The organism is Stenotrophomonas indicatrix (assembly GCF_002750975.1).
In the GTDB taxonomy this organism is placed as follows: Bacteria; Pseudomonadota; Gammaproteobacteria; order Xanthomonadales; family Xanthomonadaceae; genus Stenotrophomonas; species Stenotrophomonas indicatrix.
The window spans coordinates 2,779,255-2,797,453 of the sequence record NZ_PEJS01000001.1; the positions used below are offsets into that span (position 1 = coordinate 2,779,255).

Annotated in this window: 6 protein-coding genes; all 6 read left to right on the forward strand. The window is 62.6% G+C overall.

Annotation, left to right across the window (positions count from 1 at the left end):
• Positions 1 to 193 precede the first annotated feature (193 nt).
• The 6 genes from CR918_RS12975 to CR918_RS13000 all read left to right on the forward strand — a co-directional run bounded on the left by CR918_RS12975 (position 194) and on the right by CR918_RS13000 (position 18,088).
• Positions 194 to 2,989 (forward strand): TonB-dependent receptor plug domain-containing protein, encoded by a 2,796-nt coding sequence (locus CR918_RS12975; RefSeq protein WP_099784946.1) that lies wholly within the window; start codon positions 194 to 196, stop codon positions 2,987 to 2,989.
• Positions 2,990 to 3,352: 363 nt separating this feature from the next.
• Positions 3,353 to 6,160 (forward strand): TonB-dependent receptor domain-containing protein, encoded by a 2,808-nt coding sequence (locus CR918_RS12980; RefSeq protein ID WP_059064743.1) that lies wholly within the window; start codon positions 3,353 to 3,355, stop codon positions 6,158 to 6,160.
• A gap of 390 nt (positions 6,161 to 6,550) precedes the next feature.
• Entirely contained in the window at positions 6,551 to 9,355 is a 2,805-nt protein-coding gene (locus CR918_RS12985) for a TonB-dependent receptor domain-containing protein (protein WP_099843203.1), read from the forward strand.
• A 190-nt stretch (positions 9,356 to 9,545) separates the two neighbouring features.
• Positions 9,546 to 11,567 (forward strand): alpha/beta hydrolase family protein, encoded by a 2,022-nt coding sequence (locus tag CR918_RS12990; protein ID WP_099843205.1) that lies wholly within the window; start codon positions 9,546 to 9,548, stop codon positions 11,565 to 11,567.
• Between the two features lie 181 nt (positions 11,568 to 11,748).
• Positions 11,749 to 14,634, forward strand: a complete 2,886-nt coding sequence (locus CR918_RS12995) for a TonB-dependent receptor domain-containing protein (protein WP_025876105.1) — start codon at positions 11,749 to 11,751, stop codon at positions 14,632 to 14,634.
• Between the two features lie 523 nt (positions 14,635 to 15,157).
• A complete protein-coding gene (locus tag CR918_RS13000) occupies positions 15,158 to 18,088 on the forward strand; it encodes a TonB-dependent receptor domain-containing protein (RefSeq protein ID WP_415847037.1) in 2,931 nt (976 codons plus the stop codon).
• Positions 18,089 to 18,199: the final 111 nt, after the last annotated feature.

Below are 18,199 nucleotides of genomic sequence, written 5' to 3' on the forward strand. Positions count from 1 at the left end.
AAGAAGAACCCAACATCATACTAGCTGGACGTACGCTGACTGAAATTCAGGATTGCTACAGATTCGTGCACAGATTGTTAAGTTCATGTTACGTTCGCTAAGCACTGGTTTTGGGCTGCGTTGCTGGATCTACGGCACGCACGATGGCGCATGCGCAGTGCCGTACTCGTATTTGCTCTCTGAACGGAACTACATGAAAGACCTTCGCAATTCCGCACGTCGCAACACCCTCGCTGTCGCCTTGATCTCCGCCCTGGTTGCCGCCTCGCCGGCAATGGCCCAGGACAAGGCCACCAATCTGGACAAGATCACCGTCACCGGCTCGCTGATCCCGCAGACCCAGGTCGAGACCCAGACCCCGGTCATGACCATCAGCGCTGAAGCCATCCAGTCGCGCGGCTTCAACAGCGTCGCCGAGGTGCTGCAGCAGTCCTCGCTGACCACCGGCGGCATCCAGGGTGGCCAGACCTCCGCTTCGTTCACCCAGGGCGCTGAAGCCGCTGGCATGTTCGGCCTGAATCCGGGTTACACCAAGTACCTGATCAACGGCCGCCCGATGATGTCCTACCCGGCGCTGTACAACGGCGGCGACGCGTTCAACAACATCAGCGGCATTCCGATCGACATCGTCGAGCGCATCGAAGTCCTGCCGGGTGGCCAGTCCTCCCTGTACGGTTCGGATGCGATCGCCGGCGTGGTCAACATCATCCTGAAGGACCACATGGAAGGCGGCAGCCTCTCCGTGCGTGGCGGCACCTCCACCGAAGGCGGTGGCAACAGCTTCCGCGTCAGCGGTGCACACGGCTTCTCGGCGCTGGACGACCGCTTCAATGCACTGGTCAACGTACAGATCGAAAGCAGCAACCCGATCTGGGGCTACCAGCGTGACCTGACCAAGCAGAACAACGCGAACGGCTACACCGCGCAGCTGCCGTCGAACGACTTCGCCGTCATCGACGCCAAGACCAATGCGCTGTACATGATGGACCCGAGCAACTGCGCCAACGTTGCCGGCCAGTTCGACGGCACCACCGTGCTGGCGAACCGCCCGACGGGCCAGTCCTGCGGCTCGGTCTTCGGCGCCGGCTACAAGACCCTGAAGAACGGCAAGGACAGCGGCCAGTTCTACTCGTCGATGACCTTCGACGTGAACGACAACTTCCAGCTGTTCGCCGACGTGCTGTACAGCAAGGAAAAGACCGAATACACCTCGGGCTCGAACTACCTCTGGTGGGGCACCAAGAGCACCATGGGTGGCTTCTATGACCAAGCCTCCGGCAAGCTGGTCAACCTGCAGCGCGCGTTCGCTCCGGAAGACATCGGCGGCGAAGGCTACAAGGGCATCCTGAACAACGACAAGAGCCGTGCCTACCAGGTCACCCTGGGCGGCAAGGGTGCGGTCGGCAACTGGGACTACAGCCTGAGCTTCACCCGTGGCGAATACCGCCTGGATGAGAGCAAGTTCCAGCGCTTCGGCAATGCCATCAACAGCTACTTCGCCGACAAGGTGCTGGGCCCGCAGCTGGGCACCCAGGATGGCTTCGGCATCTACAACACCAACTGGGGCGCGTTCTACTCGCCGATCTCGCCGGAAGATTTCGCTGGCTTCACCGGTTACACCACCAACCACAGCCGCACCTGGCAGAACCTGGCACGCGCGCAGGTCACCAACGGCTCGCTGTTCTCGCTGCCGGGCGGTGATGCCGGCCTGGCCGTGGTCGTCGAAGGCGGCAGCGAAGGTTGGGACTACAGCCCCGACCAGCGCCTGCTGGACGGCGACGTGTGGGGCTCGTCGGCTGTTGCCGGCAACGGCCATCGCAGCAACTACGCGGTGACCAGCGAGCTGCGCATGCCGCTGCTGGAGTCGCTGACGGTGACCGCTTCCGGTCGCTATGACGCCTTCAAGATCGCCGACAACACCGTCGACAAGGCCACCTACAGCGTGGGTGTCGAGTTCCGTCCGATCGAAAGCCTGCTGTTCCGCGGCAAGTACGGCACCGCCTTCCGCGCGCCGACCCTGCCCGACGCGTTCCAGGGCCGCAGCGGCTATTACGCAGCCAACTCCACCGATTACTACCGTTGCGGTGAGCTGGGCTACGTGCCGGGCAACACCGACGCCTGCCGCTACGCGGACAGCGTCTCGGTCTACTCCGAGCGTGCCGGCAACCCGGACCTGGAGCCGATCACCGCCGACGTCTGGAACGCGGGCATCGTCTGGGCGCCGATGGCGAACCTGTCGATCTCGGCCGACTACTACAACTGGAAGATCGAGAACGAAGTCGATACGGCCAGCACCGACCAGCTGCTGCTGGCCGAGTACTACTGCCGCAACGGCCTGCCGAACGGCTCCTCGGCCACCTGCCAGAACGTGGCTGACTGGGTCGTGCGCGATTCGGCCGGCAACCTGAGCTCGCTGTACACCCCGAAGATGAACGTGGCCCGCCAGAACCTGCAGGCCGTGACCGTCGGCTTCAAGTACCTGCAGGACATCGGCCGCTTCGGTTCGCTGCAGTTCTCGGGCAACTACACCAACATGCTGAAGCGTGAAGTGCAGGCGCAGCCGGGCGAGGACTTCCAGGACCTGCTGGGCAACCCGAAGTCGATGTGGAACTACGACAGCTACGCCAAGGTCCGTTCCGACGCGTCGGTGGCCTGGTCGCTGGACAAGTGGACCACCACGCTGTACGCGAACTACATCGGCCACACCCCGAACTACCTGGCGGGCCTGAACGGCTACGAGTACACCCATGGTGCGTCGGGTTACAAGGCAGGCAAGTGGGCTTCGTACACCACTTACAACCTGAGCGTGAACTACCGCGTGCAGGATGACCTGACCCTGTCGCTGATGGTCAACAACGTGTTCAACAAGATGCCCGAGCAGCAGGCTCACAGCTACCAGGGTACCTCCGGCACGCCGTTCAACAACTACCTGTACAACGTCTACGGCCGCACCGTGTACGTGCAGGCCAAGTACGACTTCGGCAAGTAATCCCGTCGATTTCCGGGTTTGATTCCGGACCAGGCCCCGCTTCGGCGGGGCCTTTTTTTTTTTGGCGCGGCATGTGCGGCGATCGCCGCGGGAACATCTCGATTGTTAAATGCCCGCACATTTACTGGATATTCATTAAGCCAAACTCGGCAAATTCGTACCAATATTGCAATCAATTGTTTTTAAAGAATTTTTTATTAACTCCCGACAAGCCATTGCGAGAGCGCGACAAGCCCGCGAAAAACAAGTTAAGCGTGTGTTACGTTCGAAAAACGCCGCCTTTCTGCGTCCACCGGCTGCTGAACCATCCATGAGTTCCCAGGAAAGGGAAAACGCGTTTCTCACGACCACACGGAGTACCGCATGTCTCGCAATGGCTTCCCGCGTCACCCGCTCACCCGCGCCGTCCTCAGCGGCCTGATCCTGGCCAGCAGCAGCGCGATCGCGCTCGCCCAGGACAACACTCCCACCGATCTCGGACGCGTGACCGTCACCGGCTCACTGATCCCGCAGACGCAGATCGAGAACCACACGCCGGTCCTGACCGTCACCGCCGAGGACATCCAGACCCGTGGCTTCACCAGCGTTGCCGAGGTGCTGCAGCAGAACTCGCTGACCACCGGCGGCCTGCAGGGCGGCCAGACCTCCGCGTCGTTCACCCAGGGCGCTGAAGCCTCGGGCATGTTCGGCCTCAGCCCGAGCTACACCAAGTACCTGATCAACGGACGGCCGATGCTGTCCTACCCTGCCCTCTACAACGGCAGCGATACCTTCAACAACCTCAGCGGCATCCCGATCGACATCGTCGAGCGCATCGAGATCCTGCCCGGCGGCCAGTCGTCGCTGTACGGCTCGGATGCAATCGCCGGCGTGGTCAACATCATCCTCAAGGACCGCATGGACGGCGGCGTGCTGAACGTGCGCGGCGGCGCCTACACCGAGGGTGGCGGCAACGATTTCCGCGTCAGCGGCGCGCATGGCTTCAACGCCTTCGATGATCGCTTCCACGCGTTGGTCAACGTGCAGTACGAGAAGAGCAGCCCGATCTGGGGTTACCAGCGCGACCTGACCAAGCAGAACAACACCAAAGGCTACACGCCGCAGGTTCCGACCAACGACTTCCTGGTGTACCTGCCGGACCAGCAGAACGCCTACGTGATGATGGACCCGAGCCGCTGCGCCAACGTGGCCGGCCAGTTCGGCGGCACCACCGTACTGGGCACGCGTGCCACCGGCGAATCCTGTGGCTCGCCCTTCAGTGCCGGCTACAAGACGCTGAAGAACGGCAAGGAAAGCAGCCAGATCTATTCGTCGATGTCCTTTGACGTCAACGACAACTTCCAGCTGTTCGCAGACGCGCTCTACAGCCTGGAAGAAGTGCAGTACAACTCGGGTTCGGGCTACGCCTTCTGGGGCAGCGATGTCGGCTTCGGTGCGTTCGTCGACCAGGCCAGTGGCGAATACATGAACCTGCAGCGCGCGTTCGCGCCGGAGGACATCAGCCCGGCCGGCTACCGCGACACCATGAGCACTGATCGCAACAAGGCCTACCAGATCACGCTGGGCGGGCGCGGCAACGTCGGCAACTGGGATTACAGCGCCAGCTTCAGCCGTGGCGAGTACAAGCTGACCGAGCGCAGCTTCGCGCGCTGGGCCAACGAGATCGACAGCTACTTCGAAGACCGCGTGCTGGGTCCGGTGCTGGGCGTCACCGACGACGGCTACAACATCTACAACCCGAACTGGGGCGCGTTCTATTCGCCGCTGCCGGCCGGCGATTTCCAGACCTTCACCGGCTTCACCTACAACAAGAGCCGCACCTGGCAGAACCTGGGACGCGCGCAGATCACCAATGGTTCGCTGTTCAAGCTGCCCGGTGGCGATGCGGGCCTGGCAGTGGTGGCCGAAGCGGGCAGCGAAGGCTGGTCCTATACCCCCGACCAGCGCCTGCTTGATGGCAGCGTCTGGGGCACCACCTCGGTGGCCGGCGCCGGCCATCGCAGCAACTACGCGCTGACCAGCGAACTGCGCATGCCGCTGCTGGAGTCGTTGACCGTGACCGCCTCGGGCCGCTACGACGCGTTCAAGATCGCCGACAAGACCGTCGACAAATCGACCTACAGCATCGGCGTGGAATTCCGTCCCATTGAAAGCCTGCTGTTCCGCGGCAAGTACGGCACCGCCTTCCGCGCGCCCAGCCTGTCCGATGCCTTCCAGGGCCGCAGCGGGTACTACGCCAACGGCTCGGTCGACTACTACCGCTGTGGCCAGCTCGGCTTCAACCCGAGCGACACGGTTGGCTGCCCGTATGCCAACGAATCAGTGTTCGGTGAGCAGTCCGGCAACCCCGAGCTGGAAGCGATCACCGCCGACGTCTGGAACGCCGGCATCGTGTGGGCGCCCATCAACAACCTCTCGCTGTCGGTGGACTACTACAACTGGAAGATCAAGAACGAGGTCAACACCCTCAGTTCCGACCAGTTGCTGCTGGCCGAGTACTACTGCCGCAACGGCCAGACCAACAACACCTCGGCCAGCTGCCAGAACGTGAGCGACTGGATCACCCGCGATGGCACCGGCAAGCTGGAGCAGATCTATACGCCGAAGATGAACATCGCCAGCCAGAACCTGCAGGCGGTCACGGCCAGCTTCAAGTACGTGCAGGACATCGGCCGCTTCGGTGCGCTGCAGTTCTCCAGCAACTACACCAACATGATCAAGCGCGAACTGCAGCCGCAGCCGGGCGACGAGTACCTGGACCTGCTGCGCGACCCGTACGCGATGTGGAACTACGACCAGTACGCCAAGGTGCGTGCCGACGGTGCGGTGGGCTGGGCGAAGGACAAGTGGACCACCACCGTGTACTTCAACTACATCGGCAAGACGCCCAACCGCATGGCGTACCTGGGCAAGGGCTACGACTACGTGCATCCGTCTGGTTACGAGGCCGGCAAGTGGGGCTCGTACACCACCTACAACCTGAGCGTGAATTACCAGGCGATGGACAACCTGACGCTGTCGATGATGGTCAACAACGTGTTCAACAAGATGCCTGACGGCCAGGCCCACAGCTACGCCGGCAACATCGGCGCACCGTACAACAGCAGCATCTACAACCCCTACGGCCGTGCCGTGTACGTGCAGGCCAAGTACGAGTTCGGCGGGAAGTAAGCGCCGCGCCCGCACTGCCCGGAAAGGCCCCGCTTCGGCGGGGCCTTTTTCATGCCCATCAATTGAGACGGAAGATCAAAACCAGTCTCATAAATTAAATAATGAGAAAAGCATCCGCGAAGGCAGCAAGCCCTTGATCTACATACGAAACATCGGCTTCGATCGATTTTGTTCCGCAACGCAACATTTTGAAACATTCCCAGACAATCGCGTTTACGCACTGATTTCAAAGGACTTTTCTTCCGATGAGCAGCACATCCGTGTGACGGGACCGTTTTGACAACGTGAACGTCGTGTTACGGTCCGGCTGAATGGATTGCAACTGAACACATCATGAAGATGTCAGGGAGGACATCAGCCAGACGACATCGCTCATTACGGGGATCCATCATGTCTCGCCATCGCTCCACGCCTTCGCGTCACCCCCTGACCCTTGCCCTGATCTGCACCCTGCTCGCCTCCGGCGCAGCCCACGCGCAGGACACCGGCCCGACCCAGCTTGACCGCGTCACCGTCACCGGTTCACTGATCCCGCAGACGCAGATCGAGAACCACACGCCGGTCCTGACCGTCACCGCCGAGGACATCCAGACCCGCGGTTTCACCAGCGTCGCCGACGTCCTGCAGCAGTCCTCGCTGTCGACCGGCGGCCTGCAGGGCGGGCAGACCTCCGCTTCGTTCACCCAGGGTGCCGAGGCCGCCGGCATGTTCGGGCTCAGCCCCGGCTACACCAAGTACCTGATCAACGGCCGCCCGATGCTCTCGTATCCGGCGCTGTACAACGGCAGCGACAGTTTCAACAACATCAGCGGCATTCCGATCGACATCGTCGAGCGCATCGAGATCCTGCCCGGCGGCCAGTCTTCGCTGTACGGTTCGGATGCGATCGCCGGCGTGGTCAACATCATCCTCAAGGAGCGCATGGATGGCGGTGTGCTCAACGTCCGTGGCGGTGCCTATTCCGAAGGCGGCGGCAACAGCGTACGCGTCAGTGCGGCGCGCGGCTTCAACGGTGTCGACGATCGATTCCATGCGCTGGTCAACGTGCAGTACGAAAAGACCAGCCCGATCTGGGGCTATCAGCGTGACCTGACCAAGGTCAACAATCCCGACGGCTACAGCCCCCAGTACGTCTCCAACGACTTCCTGGTGCTGCTGCCGGCCAACAGCAACCGCTACGCCATGATGGACCCGAACCTGTGCGCCAACGTGGCGGGCCAGTTCGACGGCACCACCGTGCTCGGCACCCGGCCGACCGGCCAGGCCTGCGGTTCGGTCTATGGCACCGGCTACAAGACCATCAAGAACGGCAAGGAAAGCGGGCAGATCTACAGCTCGATGACCTTCGATGTGAACGACAACTTCCAGTTGTTCGGCGACGCGCTCTACAGCCTGGAAGAAGTGAAGTACGCCACAGGCTCGAACTACACCTGGTGGGGCACCTCCTCCGGCTGGGGCCGCTTCTACGATCAGGACAGCGGCCAGTACATGAACCTGCAGCGCGTGTTCGCGCCGGAGGACATCGGCGCTGGCGGCTATCGCGACATCATGAACACCGATCGCAACAAGGCTTACCAGGTCACGCTCGGCGGCCGCGGCACGGCCGGCAGCTGGGATTACAGTGCCAGCTTCACCCGCGGCGAATACAAGTTGACCGAGCGCAACTTCGTGCGCTGGAACGATCCGATCAACGACTACTTCGAGCAGCGCGTGCTGGGGCCGGTGCTGGGCACCACCAGCACCGGGTACAATATCTACAGCCCGGACTGGGAAGCGTTCTACTCGCCACTGCCGAGCGGTGATTTCCAGAGCTTCACCGGCTACACCTACAGCCAGAGCCGCACCTGGCAGAACCTGCTGCGTGCGCAGGTCACCAATGGCTCGCTGTTCAAGCTACCCGGCGGCGACGCCGGCTTCGCAGTCGTGGTTGAAGGCGGCAGCGAAGGCTGGGATTACACGCCCGATACCCGCCTGGTGGATGGCAGCGTGTGGGGCACCACCGCGGTTTCCGGCGCCGGCCATCGCAGCAGCTACGCGGTGACCAGCGAACTGCGCATGCCGTTGCTGGAATCACTGACGGTGACCGGCTCCGGCCGCTACGATGCCTTCAAGATCGGTGGCAACACCATCGACAAGGCGACCTACAGCGTCGGCCTGGAATTCCGTCCGATCGACAGCCTGCTGTTCCGTGGCAAGTACGGCACCGCGTTCCGCGCGCCCACCCTGTCCGATGCCTTCCAGGGTGTCAGCGGCTACTACGCCAACGGCTCCACCGACTACTACCGTTGCGGCCAGCTGGGCTACGACCCGGCCAACACCACCGGCTGCCCGTATGACAGCGTGTCGGTGTTCGGCACCCAATCCGGCAACCCGGACCTGGAGCCGATCACCGCCGATGTCTGGAACGCCGGCATCGTGTGGGCGCCCATCAACAATCTGTCGGTGTCGGTGGACTACTACAACTGGAAGATCAAGAACGAGGTCAACACCCTCAGTTCCGACCAGTTGCTGCTGGCCGAGTATTACTGCCGCAACGGCCAGACCAACAACACCTCGGCCAGCTGCCAGAACGTCAGCGACTGGATCACCCGCGACGCCTCCGGCGTACTCGATGAGATCTATACGCCCAAGATGAACGTGGCCAGCCAGAACCTGCAGGCGCTGACGGCCAGCTTCAAGTACGTACAGGACATCGGCCGCTTCGGTTCGCTGCAGTTCTCCGGCAACTACACCGACATGCTCAAGCGCGAACTGCAACCGCAGCCGGGCGATGAGTACCTGGACCTGCTGCGCGACCCGTATGCGATGTGGGTGTACGACTCGTACGCCAAGGTGCGCGCCGACGGTTCGATCGGCTGGGCCAAGGACAAGTGGACCACCACCCTGTATGCCAACTACATCGGCAAGACGCCGAACTACATGGCCTACCTGGGCAATGGCTACGACTACGTCCACAGCTCCGGCTACAAGGCCGGCAAGTGGGGTTCGTACACCACCTACAACCTGAGCGTGAACTATCGGGCGATGGACAACCTGACCCTGTCGCTGATGGTCAACAACGTGTTCAACAAGATGCCTGACAACCAGCGGTACAGCTTCGCCGGCACCAGCGGCCAGCCGTACAACAACTACCTGTACAACGCTTATGGCCGTGCCATCTACGTGCAGGCCAAGTACGAGTTCGGCAACAACTGATCCGTCAGCGCGTTCCCGTACAGCAGAAGACCCCGCTCCGGCGGGGTCTTCTGCTTTGGGTGGCACCGGTGCGGCAAGGGAGGGGGAGCGGCGCTGGCACTGCCAAGGAAGGTCATCGATCTGCTACCTTTCGACCTTGTTCACAATCCAGTCAGCTTCAGCCGATCAACGCGCAGCAAAAGGACAAGACATGCACGTGATTTCCGCTCGCACCCTGTGCGGTGCCCTCTCCATGGCCCTGGCCGGCGCCACGGCACACGCCGCTCCCATCCCGATCGAAGACCTGGCACGCATGCCAGCGTTGCAGTCGGTCTCGATGAGTCCGGACGGCAAGCATCTGGTCGCGTTGATCCCCTCTCCGGGCAACCCGGAAGAAACTGCGCTGGCCAGCTGGGATACCGACGCAATGGGAGGCGCCCCGAAGGTGGTTACGCCCTCGGGCGACCGGATGAAGTTCATTGCCGTGGGCGCTCTCAAGTCCGACCAGATCCTGGCGGTCGGCCGCCAGGAGTGGACCGGGCAGCTTGGGGGGTGCGGCGAGGGCAGCGTATCGGGTGCGACCAAGACATTCGTGGTCAAGACCTACCTGACCGACCAGAGCCAGAAGACCTTCAACGAAGCATTCGCCGACAACACGCGCAAGCTGGGCGTGAGCGAACAGACCCAGCGCTGCCTGGAACTGGGTGGCAGCGCATCGCTGGTCAACATGCTGCCGCTGGATCCGGACCGGGTCATCATCCGCCAGCTCAGCGAGATAACGCTGACCGCCAATTACTACCTGTACAACCTCAAGACCAAGGAAACCGAACTGCTGTTCCGCGGCGGCACCCGCGCCCAGCCTGCGTTGTTCGACCCGCGCAGCGGCAAGGTGCTCGCCAAGAGCCAGATCGAACCGGTCAGCGGCGATTACGACCAGCAGATTCAGATCCTTGATCCGAGCTCCGGGCAGTTCGTACTGCAGAAGCCGCTGCTGACACGCCTGTCCAACCGGCATACGGTCGAGTTGGCTGGTGTGGACGATGCCACCGGCAAGTACTACGTCCTGACCGACCTCTTCTCGGACAAGGTGCAGGCACATCTGTACGACGCCAAGGCGCAGAAGTTCGATCCCGAACCGGTGCTGGCCAATCCGAACTTCTCCATCGCAAGCCTTGTCTTCAGCACCCAGCCGAGCACCTTCAATCAAGTGGTCGGATTCACCATCGATGGCCCTTCGCAACAGATGGTCTACGTCGACCCGACGCTGAAATCGATCCAGGACACGCTGAAGCAAGCTGCACCGGGAAGGCAGATCGAGATCAGCCGCTACAACGATGATTTCTCGAGGATCCTGTTCCGCGCTACCGGTCCGGATGCACCGCCCTCCCATTTCCTGCTGCTGGATCGGAAAAAGGTGGTGAGCCTGGGCAGCGAGCGTCCGTGGATCAGCAAGGGCACGGTGGGCGAACAACGCTGGGTGAACTACAAGGCACGCGACGGACGGGTCATTCCTGCCATCCTGGATCTCCCTGCGGGCTGGAAGGAAGGCGATGCCGCGGCGCCGGCCATCGTCCATCCACACGGCGGCCCCTGGGCGCGTGACTACGTGCAATGGGATCCATCCGGCTGGGTCGCGCTGCTGACGTCTCGCGGATATGCCGTGCTTCGCCCGCAGTACCGTGGCTCCTCTGGCCTGGGCCGGGACCTGTGGATTGCCGGCGACCGCGAATGGGGCCAGAAGATGTCCGACGACAATGATGACGGTGCGGCGTGGCTGGTGTCGCAGGGTTTCGCTGCGAAGGACCGCATCGCGATCTTCGGCTACTCCTACGGCGGCTTCGCTGCTGCCGCAGCCACCGTTCGCCCAGGCAGCCCGTATCAGTGCGCGATTGCCGGCGCTCCGGTCACCGATCTCGCACGCTTGGGCACCAGCTGGAGCGACAACCGCCTGCAGCGCATCCTGCAAGGGCAGACGGTCAAGGGCATGGATCCGATGCGCAACACCGCCAGCGCCAACATTCCGGTGATGCTGTTCGTGGGTGACCGCGATGTGCGTACACCCTCCTTCCACGCCCAGGGCTTCTACGAAGCGGTGAAGGACAAGGTGCCTGCGCAGTACCACCTGATTGCCGACCAGCAGCACAGCATGCCGTGGTACCCACGCCAGCAACGGGAAACGCTGGGCCTCATCGAAGGCTTCCTGAAGAAGGATTGCGGCCCGGGCGGCCTCTGACCCTAGATCGTGTCGCTGAGCGCCCCCGCCTGGCATACGCCAGCGGGGGCGTTTCGCATCCACAAGGTGAATTTCCCTTAAACATCAAAGCATTACAGGCACGCTTCGTTCATCTTGCATTTACTTTACGGCAAACATACACTCCGTTAACCGAAGCGTAACAAATAGGGAAATTACCGAAATGCGCAACGTCATTCGCCTCTCCAAGCCGAGCCGCGTCCCGCTGACCTTGGCGGTTCTGGCCTGTCTACATGTCGCCCCTGCTTTCGCCCAGGAAACACCACAGCAGGAAGCTGCTTCGTCAAGTACCACCCCCGCATCCAAGCGCGCCACCGAACTTGACACCGTCGTCGTCACCGGCTCGCTGATCAAGCGTCCGGAGTACGAGACCACGTCGCCGGTGCAGGTCATCTCGATCGACAAGGCGATCTCTGCCGGTCAGTTCGATACCGCCGACTTCCTGCAGACGTCTTCGATCGCTGCAGGCTCCACGCAGATGAACAACCAGTTCGGCGGCTTCGTCGTCGAAGGCGGCACCGGTGTGCAGACGGTCTCGCTGCGTGGTCTGGGCGCGAACCGCACGCTGATCCTGCTCGACGGCCAGCGTCCCGGCCCGGCCGGTACCCGTGGCCAGGTCGCCGCGTTCGATCTGAACGTCATTCCGCAGGCCATCCTGCAGCGGCTGGAAATCGTCAAGGACGGCTCCTCCTCCATCTACGGCTCCGATGCGCTTGCCGGCGTGGTCAACCTGATCACCAAGAAGAGCATCGACCGTCCGGAGATGACCTACTCCATGAGCGTGCCGCAGCATGGTGGCGGCGAGCAGTTCTCTGCCTCGATCGCCAACGGCTGGAACTTCGACAAGGGCAGTGTCGTGGCGGCTGCGCAGTGGGACCGTCTGAACGCACTGACCGTGGGTGATCGCGATTACTTCCGCTGCGCCGAAGACATGGTCTGGGGCACTGACGGCAAGCGGATCGACCGTGAGGATCGCTCGATCCTGGCCGGCAGCAACCTGGCAGGCTGCAGCACCGGCAACCTGTACGCCAATACCATCATCAACTACAACAACCCGGCAATCCGCTACGTGCCCTCGCCCGATGGCAGCACGGTGGGCCCGTTCCCGGGCTATCGTCCGCGCCCGCGCCCGACTCCGACCTACGCCAACGGCGGCACCGCGTACTACCAGGATGTCCTGAACTTCCCGTTCTACCACGACCAGGAAGTGATCAATCAGCGTGAGCGTGCCTCGCTGTACGCCGCCACTGACTTCAGCTTCGACAGTTTCAACTGGAAGACGCAGTTCCTGTACAACCGCCGTGAGACCAAGGCGCACAGTTGGCGCCAGTTCTACCCAACGGTCTACAGCGAGGCGGCCGATGACTACTTCCAGGTCATCATGCCGTTCCCGAGTGACCAGAAGATCACGGTCGACTACTTCTACGGCACCACCAAGTTCGATGGCCAGTTCAAGTCGACCGACAGCTGGACCTGGGAAGTCAACGCTGGCTTCAGCCGCTCCACCGGCAAGTACGGCGCGCTGTCGATCGATGTCGACCGCGCCGGCGACCTCGTCTATACCGACGACGACATGCCGGTGAACTACTTCGATCCGGGCTTCCTCAACGGCACCCGCATGAATGAGCTGATTGCCGCCGTGGGCCAGTACCACACCGGCAAGACCACTTACGATCAGACCAGTGCCAACGCGATCTTCAGCGGCAACCTGTTCACCCTGCCCGCCGGCGATGTCGCCTCGGCATTCGGTGTCGAGTTCCGCAGGTACAAGATCGATGACACGCCGTCGGATTTCGCACTCGCGGACCGCTCCTGGAATTCCACCTCTGCCGGCCCGACCCGTGGCACCGACAAGGTCAAGGAAGCGTTCGCCGAAGTCGACGTACCGCTGCTGAAGGGCATCCCGGGCATTGAATCGTTGTCGGTCAACCTGTCCGGCCGCGTGTTCGAGTACGACTCGGTGCCGGGCTCGGATCACGTCTGGAAGACCGGCGTGAACTGGCAGATCATCCCGTCACTGCGCGTGCGCGGCACCATGGGCACCTCGTTCCGTGCGCCGGGCCTGTACGAGCTGTACCTGGGCGATCAGACCGGCTTCCTGCCGCAGACCCAGATCGACCCCTGCATCCAGTGGGGCGACAGCAACAACACCTTCATCCGAGCCAACTGCGGAGCGGCCGGCATTCCGGACACCTATACCGGCGGCGGCGGCAGTAGCGCCACCATCTATTCCGGTGGCGGCGGCAAGAACAACCTGCAGCCGGAAACGTCCAAGGCCAAGACCCTTGGCCTGGTCTGGAGCCCGACCTTCGCCAACCTCAACGTGGCGCTGGATTACTTCGACTATGACGTGCGCGGTGAAATCACTCAGCTCGACGAGTACGACATCGTGTTCGGCTGCTACGGCTCGGCGGTGTTCCCCAACGCATTCTGTGACCAGATTGTGCGCAACAGCCCGACCAACGCGTCGGCGCCGAACAACATCACCACGATCTACAACAAATACGTGAACATCAACCGCGAGCGCACCCGCGGCTACGACCTCCAGGTCAACTACGACAACGACTTCTCCTTCGGCAAGATTTCCGCCGAAGCGCAGGTCACCTACACCATCGAAGATACGTACCAGCTGTTCGACTCGGCTTCTGACAGTGGTATCACCACCTCCGACCAGGTCGGCTACATCGGCCGGCCGAAGACCGTCGGCCTGGCCAGCGTCAGCCTGGAACGGGGTGACTGGACGTTCAACTGGCAGGGCACGTACGTCAGCAGCACCCAGAACAAGGACCTGGACCGGAACTTCACCTATTCCGGCTACCAGAACGCGACCCGCGACATCAAGGCCGGCTGGCAGTTCCGCCACAGTGTCTCTGTCGGCTACGACATGGATGACTGGAACATCATGGTCGGCGTGCGCAACCTGTTCGACAAGGAGCCGGACCTGATCTCCAACACCGCCGGCACCCGTTATGGCAACACGCCGTTGTACGCATCCCAGTACGACTGGTACGGCCGCACGTTCTTCGCGCGCGTGTCCTACAAGTTCTGATCGCAGCATTGCAGCACATGAAAAGGGCGGCTCCGGCCGCCCTTTTCTTTTGCCTGCGGCAAGCGGGCGGCGCACCGTGACCGCCGATCACCGCCAGCGCTGACACCACGCCCCGCGGCACACAAATGGCTCCTGAATGCGCTCACCGCCCACCACTCCCCCGTCGCCACGCAGGAGGCAAGCGATGTCCTGGCGAGACACCTTTTTGCGCAAAGTGCGACTTAACAGGCCATTCATATATGGCCCGTGCCGCCAGATTCGGCACATCACAAATGAGACTAAGCATCTGTATTTGTTGCAATTTCATGTACGCCGTTGACATTCCGAGTGACAAAGTGTGACGAAACCATGCATTTCCCGTTAAGCGCGTGTTAGGTTCGATCAAGGTCAGGACAAACCATGAACATGACCGTAACAACCGCAGGGATGCGGACGATCTTCATCCACTAGGGGGATTCACCACATGACGCACCACCGCACGCCTGGTCGCCACCCGCTGACCAACGCCCTGCTCGCCGGCCTGATGATGGCTGCCGCAGCCCCGGCCCTGGCCCAGGAAGCCAGCTCCGGCAACAACCCGATCGACCTGGACCGCGTCAGCGTGACCGGCTCGCGCATCGCGCGTACCGGCTTCGTGACCCCCTCGCCGGTCACCGCCATCACGGCCGAAGAAATCCGTGCCACCGGCGCCAACAACATCGGCGACCTGATGGCGCGCATGCCGGCGCTGAGCCCGACCTATACGCTGGGCAATTCCACGCGCTTCATCGGTACCGCCGGCGTGGGCCTGATGGATCTGCGCGGCATGGGCACCTCGCGTACGCTGGTGCTGGTCAATGGTCGCCGCCATGTCGGCGCGACCTCCGGCTCCTCGGCAGTCGACGTCAACACGATTCCGGTCGAGTGGATCGAGCGCGTTGAAGTCATCACCGGTGGCGCCTCGGCTGTGTACGGTGCCGATGCCGTGGCCGGTGTCGTCAACTTCATCATGAAGAAGTCGTTCGATGGCGCCGAAGTGCGTGGCCAGACCGGCATGGCCAGTGAAGGCGGCTTCAACCGCTCCTTCATCAGTGCCTCGGCCGGCACCGATTTCGCCAACGGCCGCGGCAACGCCGCGATCGCACTGGAATACAGCAAGCAGGACCGCTTCGTCCGCAGCGACCGCGCGATCGGCAATGAATTCCTGGTGTCGGTGCCGAACCCCAACTACGACCCGACCAAGCCCTCCAGCGAAAGCAATCCGCAGACCGTGCTCAGCGGCCCGGGTGGCAACCACTCGATCTCCTTCGGCGGCACCTTCACGCTGGGTGCGTTCTCGCCCACCAACAAGGCGACCTGGGGCAACCGCTACCAGTTCAATCCGGATGGCACCTACCGCCCGCAGCGCTATGACGGGGTGATGCCGAGCACCACCAGCTGCGTCAACTGCGACTTCGCCGACCTCAATTCGGTCGCCGATCTGCAGCCCGGCTTCGACCGCAAGAGCGTCAATGCGGTCGTCAACTTCGACCTGACCGACAACCACCGCCTGTACTTCGAAGGCAAGTACACCGAGACCGTCTCGGACTTCCTGGCCCAGCCGTCGTTCGACCAGACCCTGCGCATCCAGCGTGACAATGCCTACGTTTCGCCGCAGCTGCGCGCGCTGATGGCCGCCAACGGCGCCAGCCAGTTGACCCTGAGCCGCTTCAACGTCGATGCCGGCCAGCGCGGCGAGCACGTGGAGCGCAACACCCAGCGCTTCGTGCTTGGCGTGGAAGGCAACCTGACCGAGAACTGGACCTACGACGTGTACGGCAACTGGGGCCAGAGCGAAGTCAAGCGCTGGAACCTCAACAACCGCATCAACGAGCGTTGGCAGGCAGGCCTGGACACCGTGGTCGATCCGTCCACCGGCCAGATCGTCTGCCGCACCACGCTGAACCCGAACGCCACCAACCCCAACAACGGCAACCGCGTGTACTCGCAGTTCGCCCGCGAAGGCTGCGTGCCGTTCTCGGTGTTCGGCAATGGCGCGGTGACCCAGGCGGCACGCGACTGGATGAACGTCGATTCGTTCAACTATTCGCGCCTGCAGCAGTCGGTGTTCAGCGCCTCGCTGGCCAACGCCTCGCTGTTCAGCCTGCCGGCAGGTGACGTCGGCGTGGCCGGTGGCGTGGAATACCGCCGCGAGAAGAGCCGCGAAATCACTGATCCGCTGGCAGCGCAGGGCCTGACCTTCCTCAACGCGATCCCCAACCGGATGGGCAAGTACGACGTGCGCGAAGCGTTCGTCGAAGCCACCGTGCCGTTGCTGGCCGACATCCCGGGCATCTACAACCTGACCATGGACGCTGCCGGTCGCTGGTCCGACTACAGCAGCATCGGCAAGACCACCACCTGGAAGGTCGGCCTGGACTGGACCATCATTCCGTCCCTGCGTGCCCGCGGCACCCTGTCGCAGGCGGTGCGTGCGCCGAGCATCGGCGAACTGTACAACCCGCAGAGCGAGAACTTCGCCACCGTCAACGATCCCTGCAACTACCTGGCCACCAATTCCAATCGCCCCAATACGGCAGCGGATCCGGCCCTGCGCCAGGCCAACTGCTCGGCGCTGGGCGTGCCGGTGGGCTGGGTCGATACCTACACCGCAACCCGCCCGGGTGTCAGCGGCGGCAACCCGAACCTGAAGCCGGAGCGCGCGCGCAGCTTCACCTATGGCCTGGTCTGGCAGCCTGATTTCCTGCAGGGCTTCGGCATGTCGGTGGACTACTGGTGGATCAGCCTGAAGGATGCCATCGGTGCAGTGACCGCGCAGACCAATGCCACCCGCTGCGTGGATTCTCCGGGAGGCATCAACAACAGCTTCTGCGGCTTCATCGAGCGCGCACCGGTCGGTGGCAAGACCGATGCGGGCGGCCGCACCTTCCCGGAACATTCGATCAGCCGCTGGGTTGCACTGAACGAAAACCTGGCGCGCTCGCGTCGCGTCGGCGTCGATCTGGAAATGGACTACCGCTTCAAGATCGCCGAGGGCGACACGGTGATCCGCCTGGTCGGTACCCGCCTGCTGCAGTCGCGTGAATGGGCCTTCCAGGACTTCCCGAACGAGTACGACGAGAACGTCACCTGGGTGACCGACCCGCGCTGGCGCGGTTCGCTGCAGACCAAGTACTCGCTGGGTCAGTGGCGCGCGTCGTGGGACCTGAACTACGTGAGCAGCAACCTGCGCGTGCAGCCCAAGAGCTACCAGGCCAACCCGGGCCAGAGCAGCCCGATCCGCAACGGTTCGTACGTCTACCACAACTTCCAGTTCGGCTACCGCTTCCCGGGCGACAAGATCGACGTCTACCTGGGCGTGGACAACGCCTTCGACAAGGATCCGCCGGTGAACTACTTCGGCTCCGACGTCGGTTCGGCGATGTACGACAACATCGGCCGTTACATGTACATGGGCGCCACCTACAAGTTCTGATCCAGCAACACATGCAGTACCCCGACAGACCCGGCTTTTGCCGGGTCTGTCTTTTCCGGTGCCGGCAAGGCCCCCTTGCGCCCGGCCATGACCTTCGACACCCTTGCAGTG

Excerpts from the sequence above, each read along its gene's own strand:
- CR918_RS12980 (WP_059064743.1), top strand. The coding sequence starts at position 3,353 with ATGTCTCGCAATGGCTTCCCGCGTCACCCGCTCACCCGCGCCGTCCTC.
- CR918_RS12975 (WP_099784946.1), top strand. The coding sequence starts at position 194 with ATGAAAGACCTTCGCAATTCCGCACGTCGCAACACCCTCGCTGTCGCC.
- CR918_RS13000 (WP_415847037.1), top strand. The coding sequence starts at position 15,158 with ATGATGGCTGCCGCAGCCCCGGCCCTGGCCCAGGAAGCCAGCTCCGGC.
- CR918_RS12990 (WP_099843205.1), top strand. The coding sequence starts at position 9,546 with ATGCACGTGATTTCCGCTCGCACCCTGTGCGGTGCCCTCTCCATGGCC.
- CR918_RS12995 (WP_025876105.1), top strand. The coding sequence starts at position 11,749 with ATGCGCAACGTCATTCGCCTCTCCAAGCCGAGCCGCGTCCCGCTGACC.
- CR918_RS12985 (WP_099843203.1), top strand. The coding sequence starts at position 6,551 with ATGTCTCGCCATCGCTCCACGCCTTCGCGTCACCCCCTGACCCTTGCC.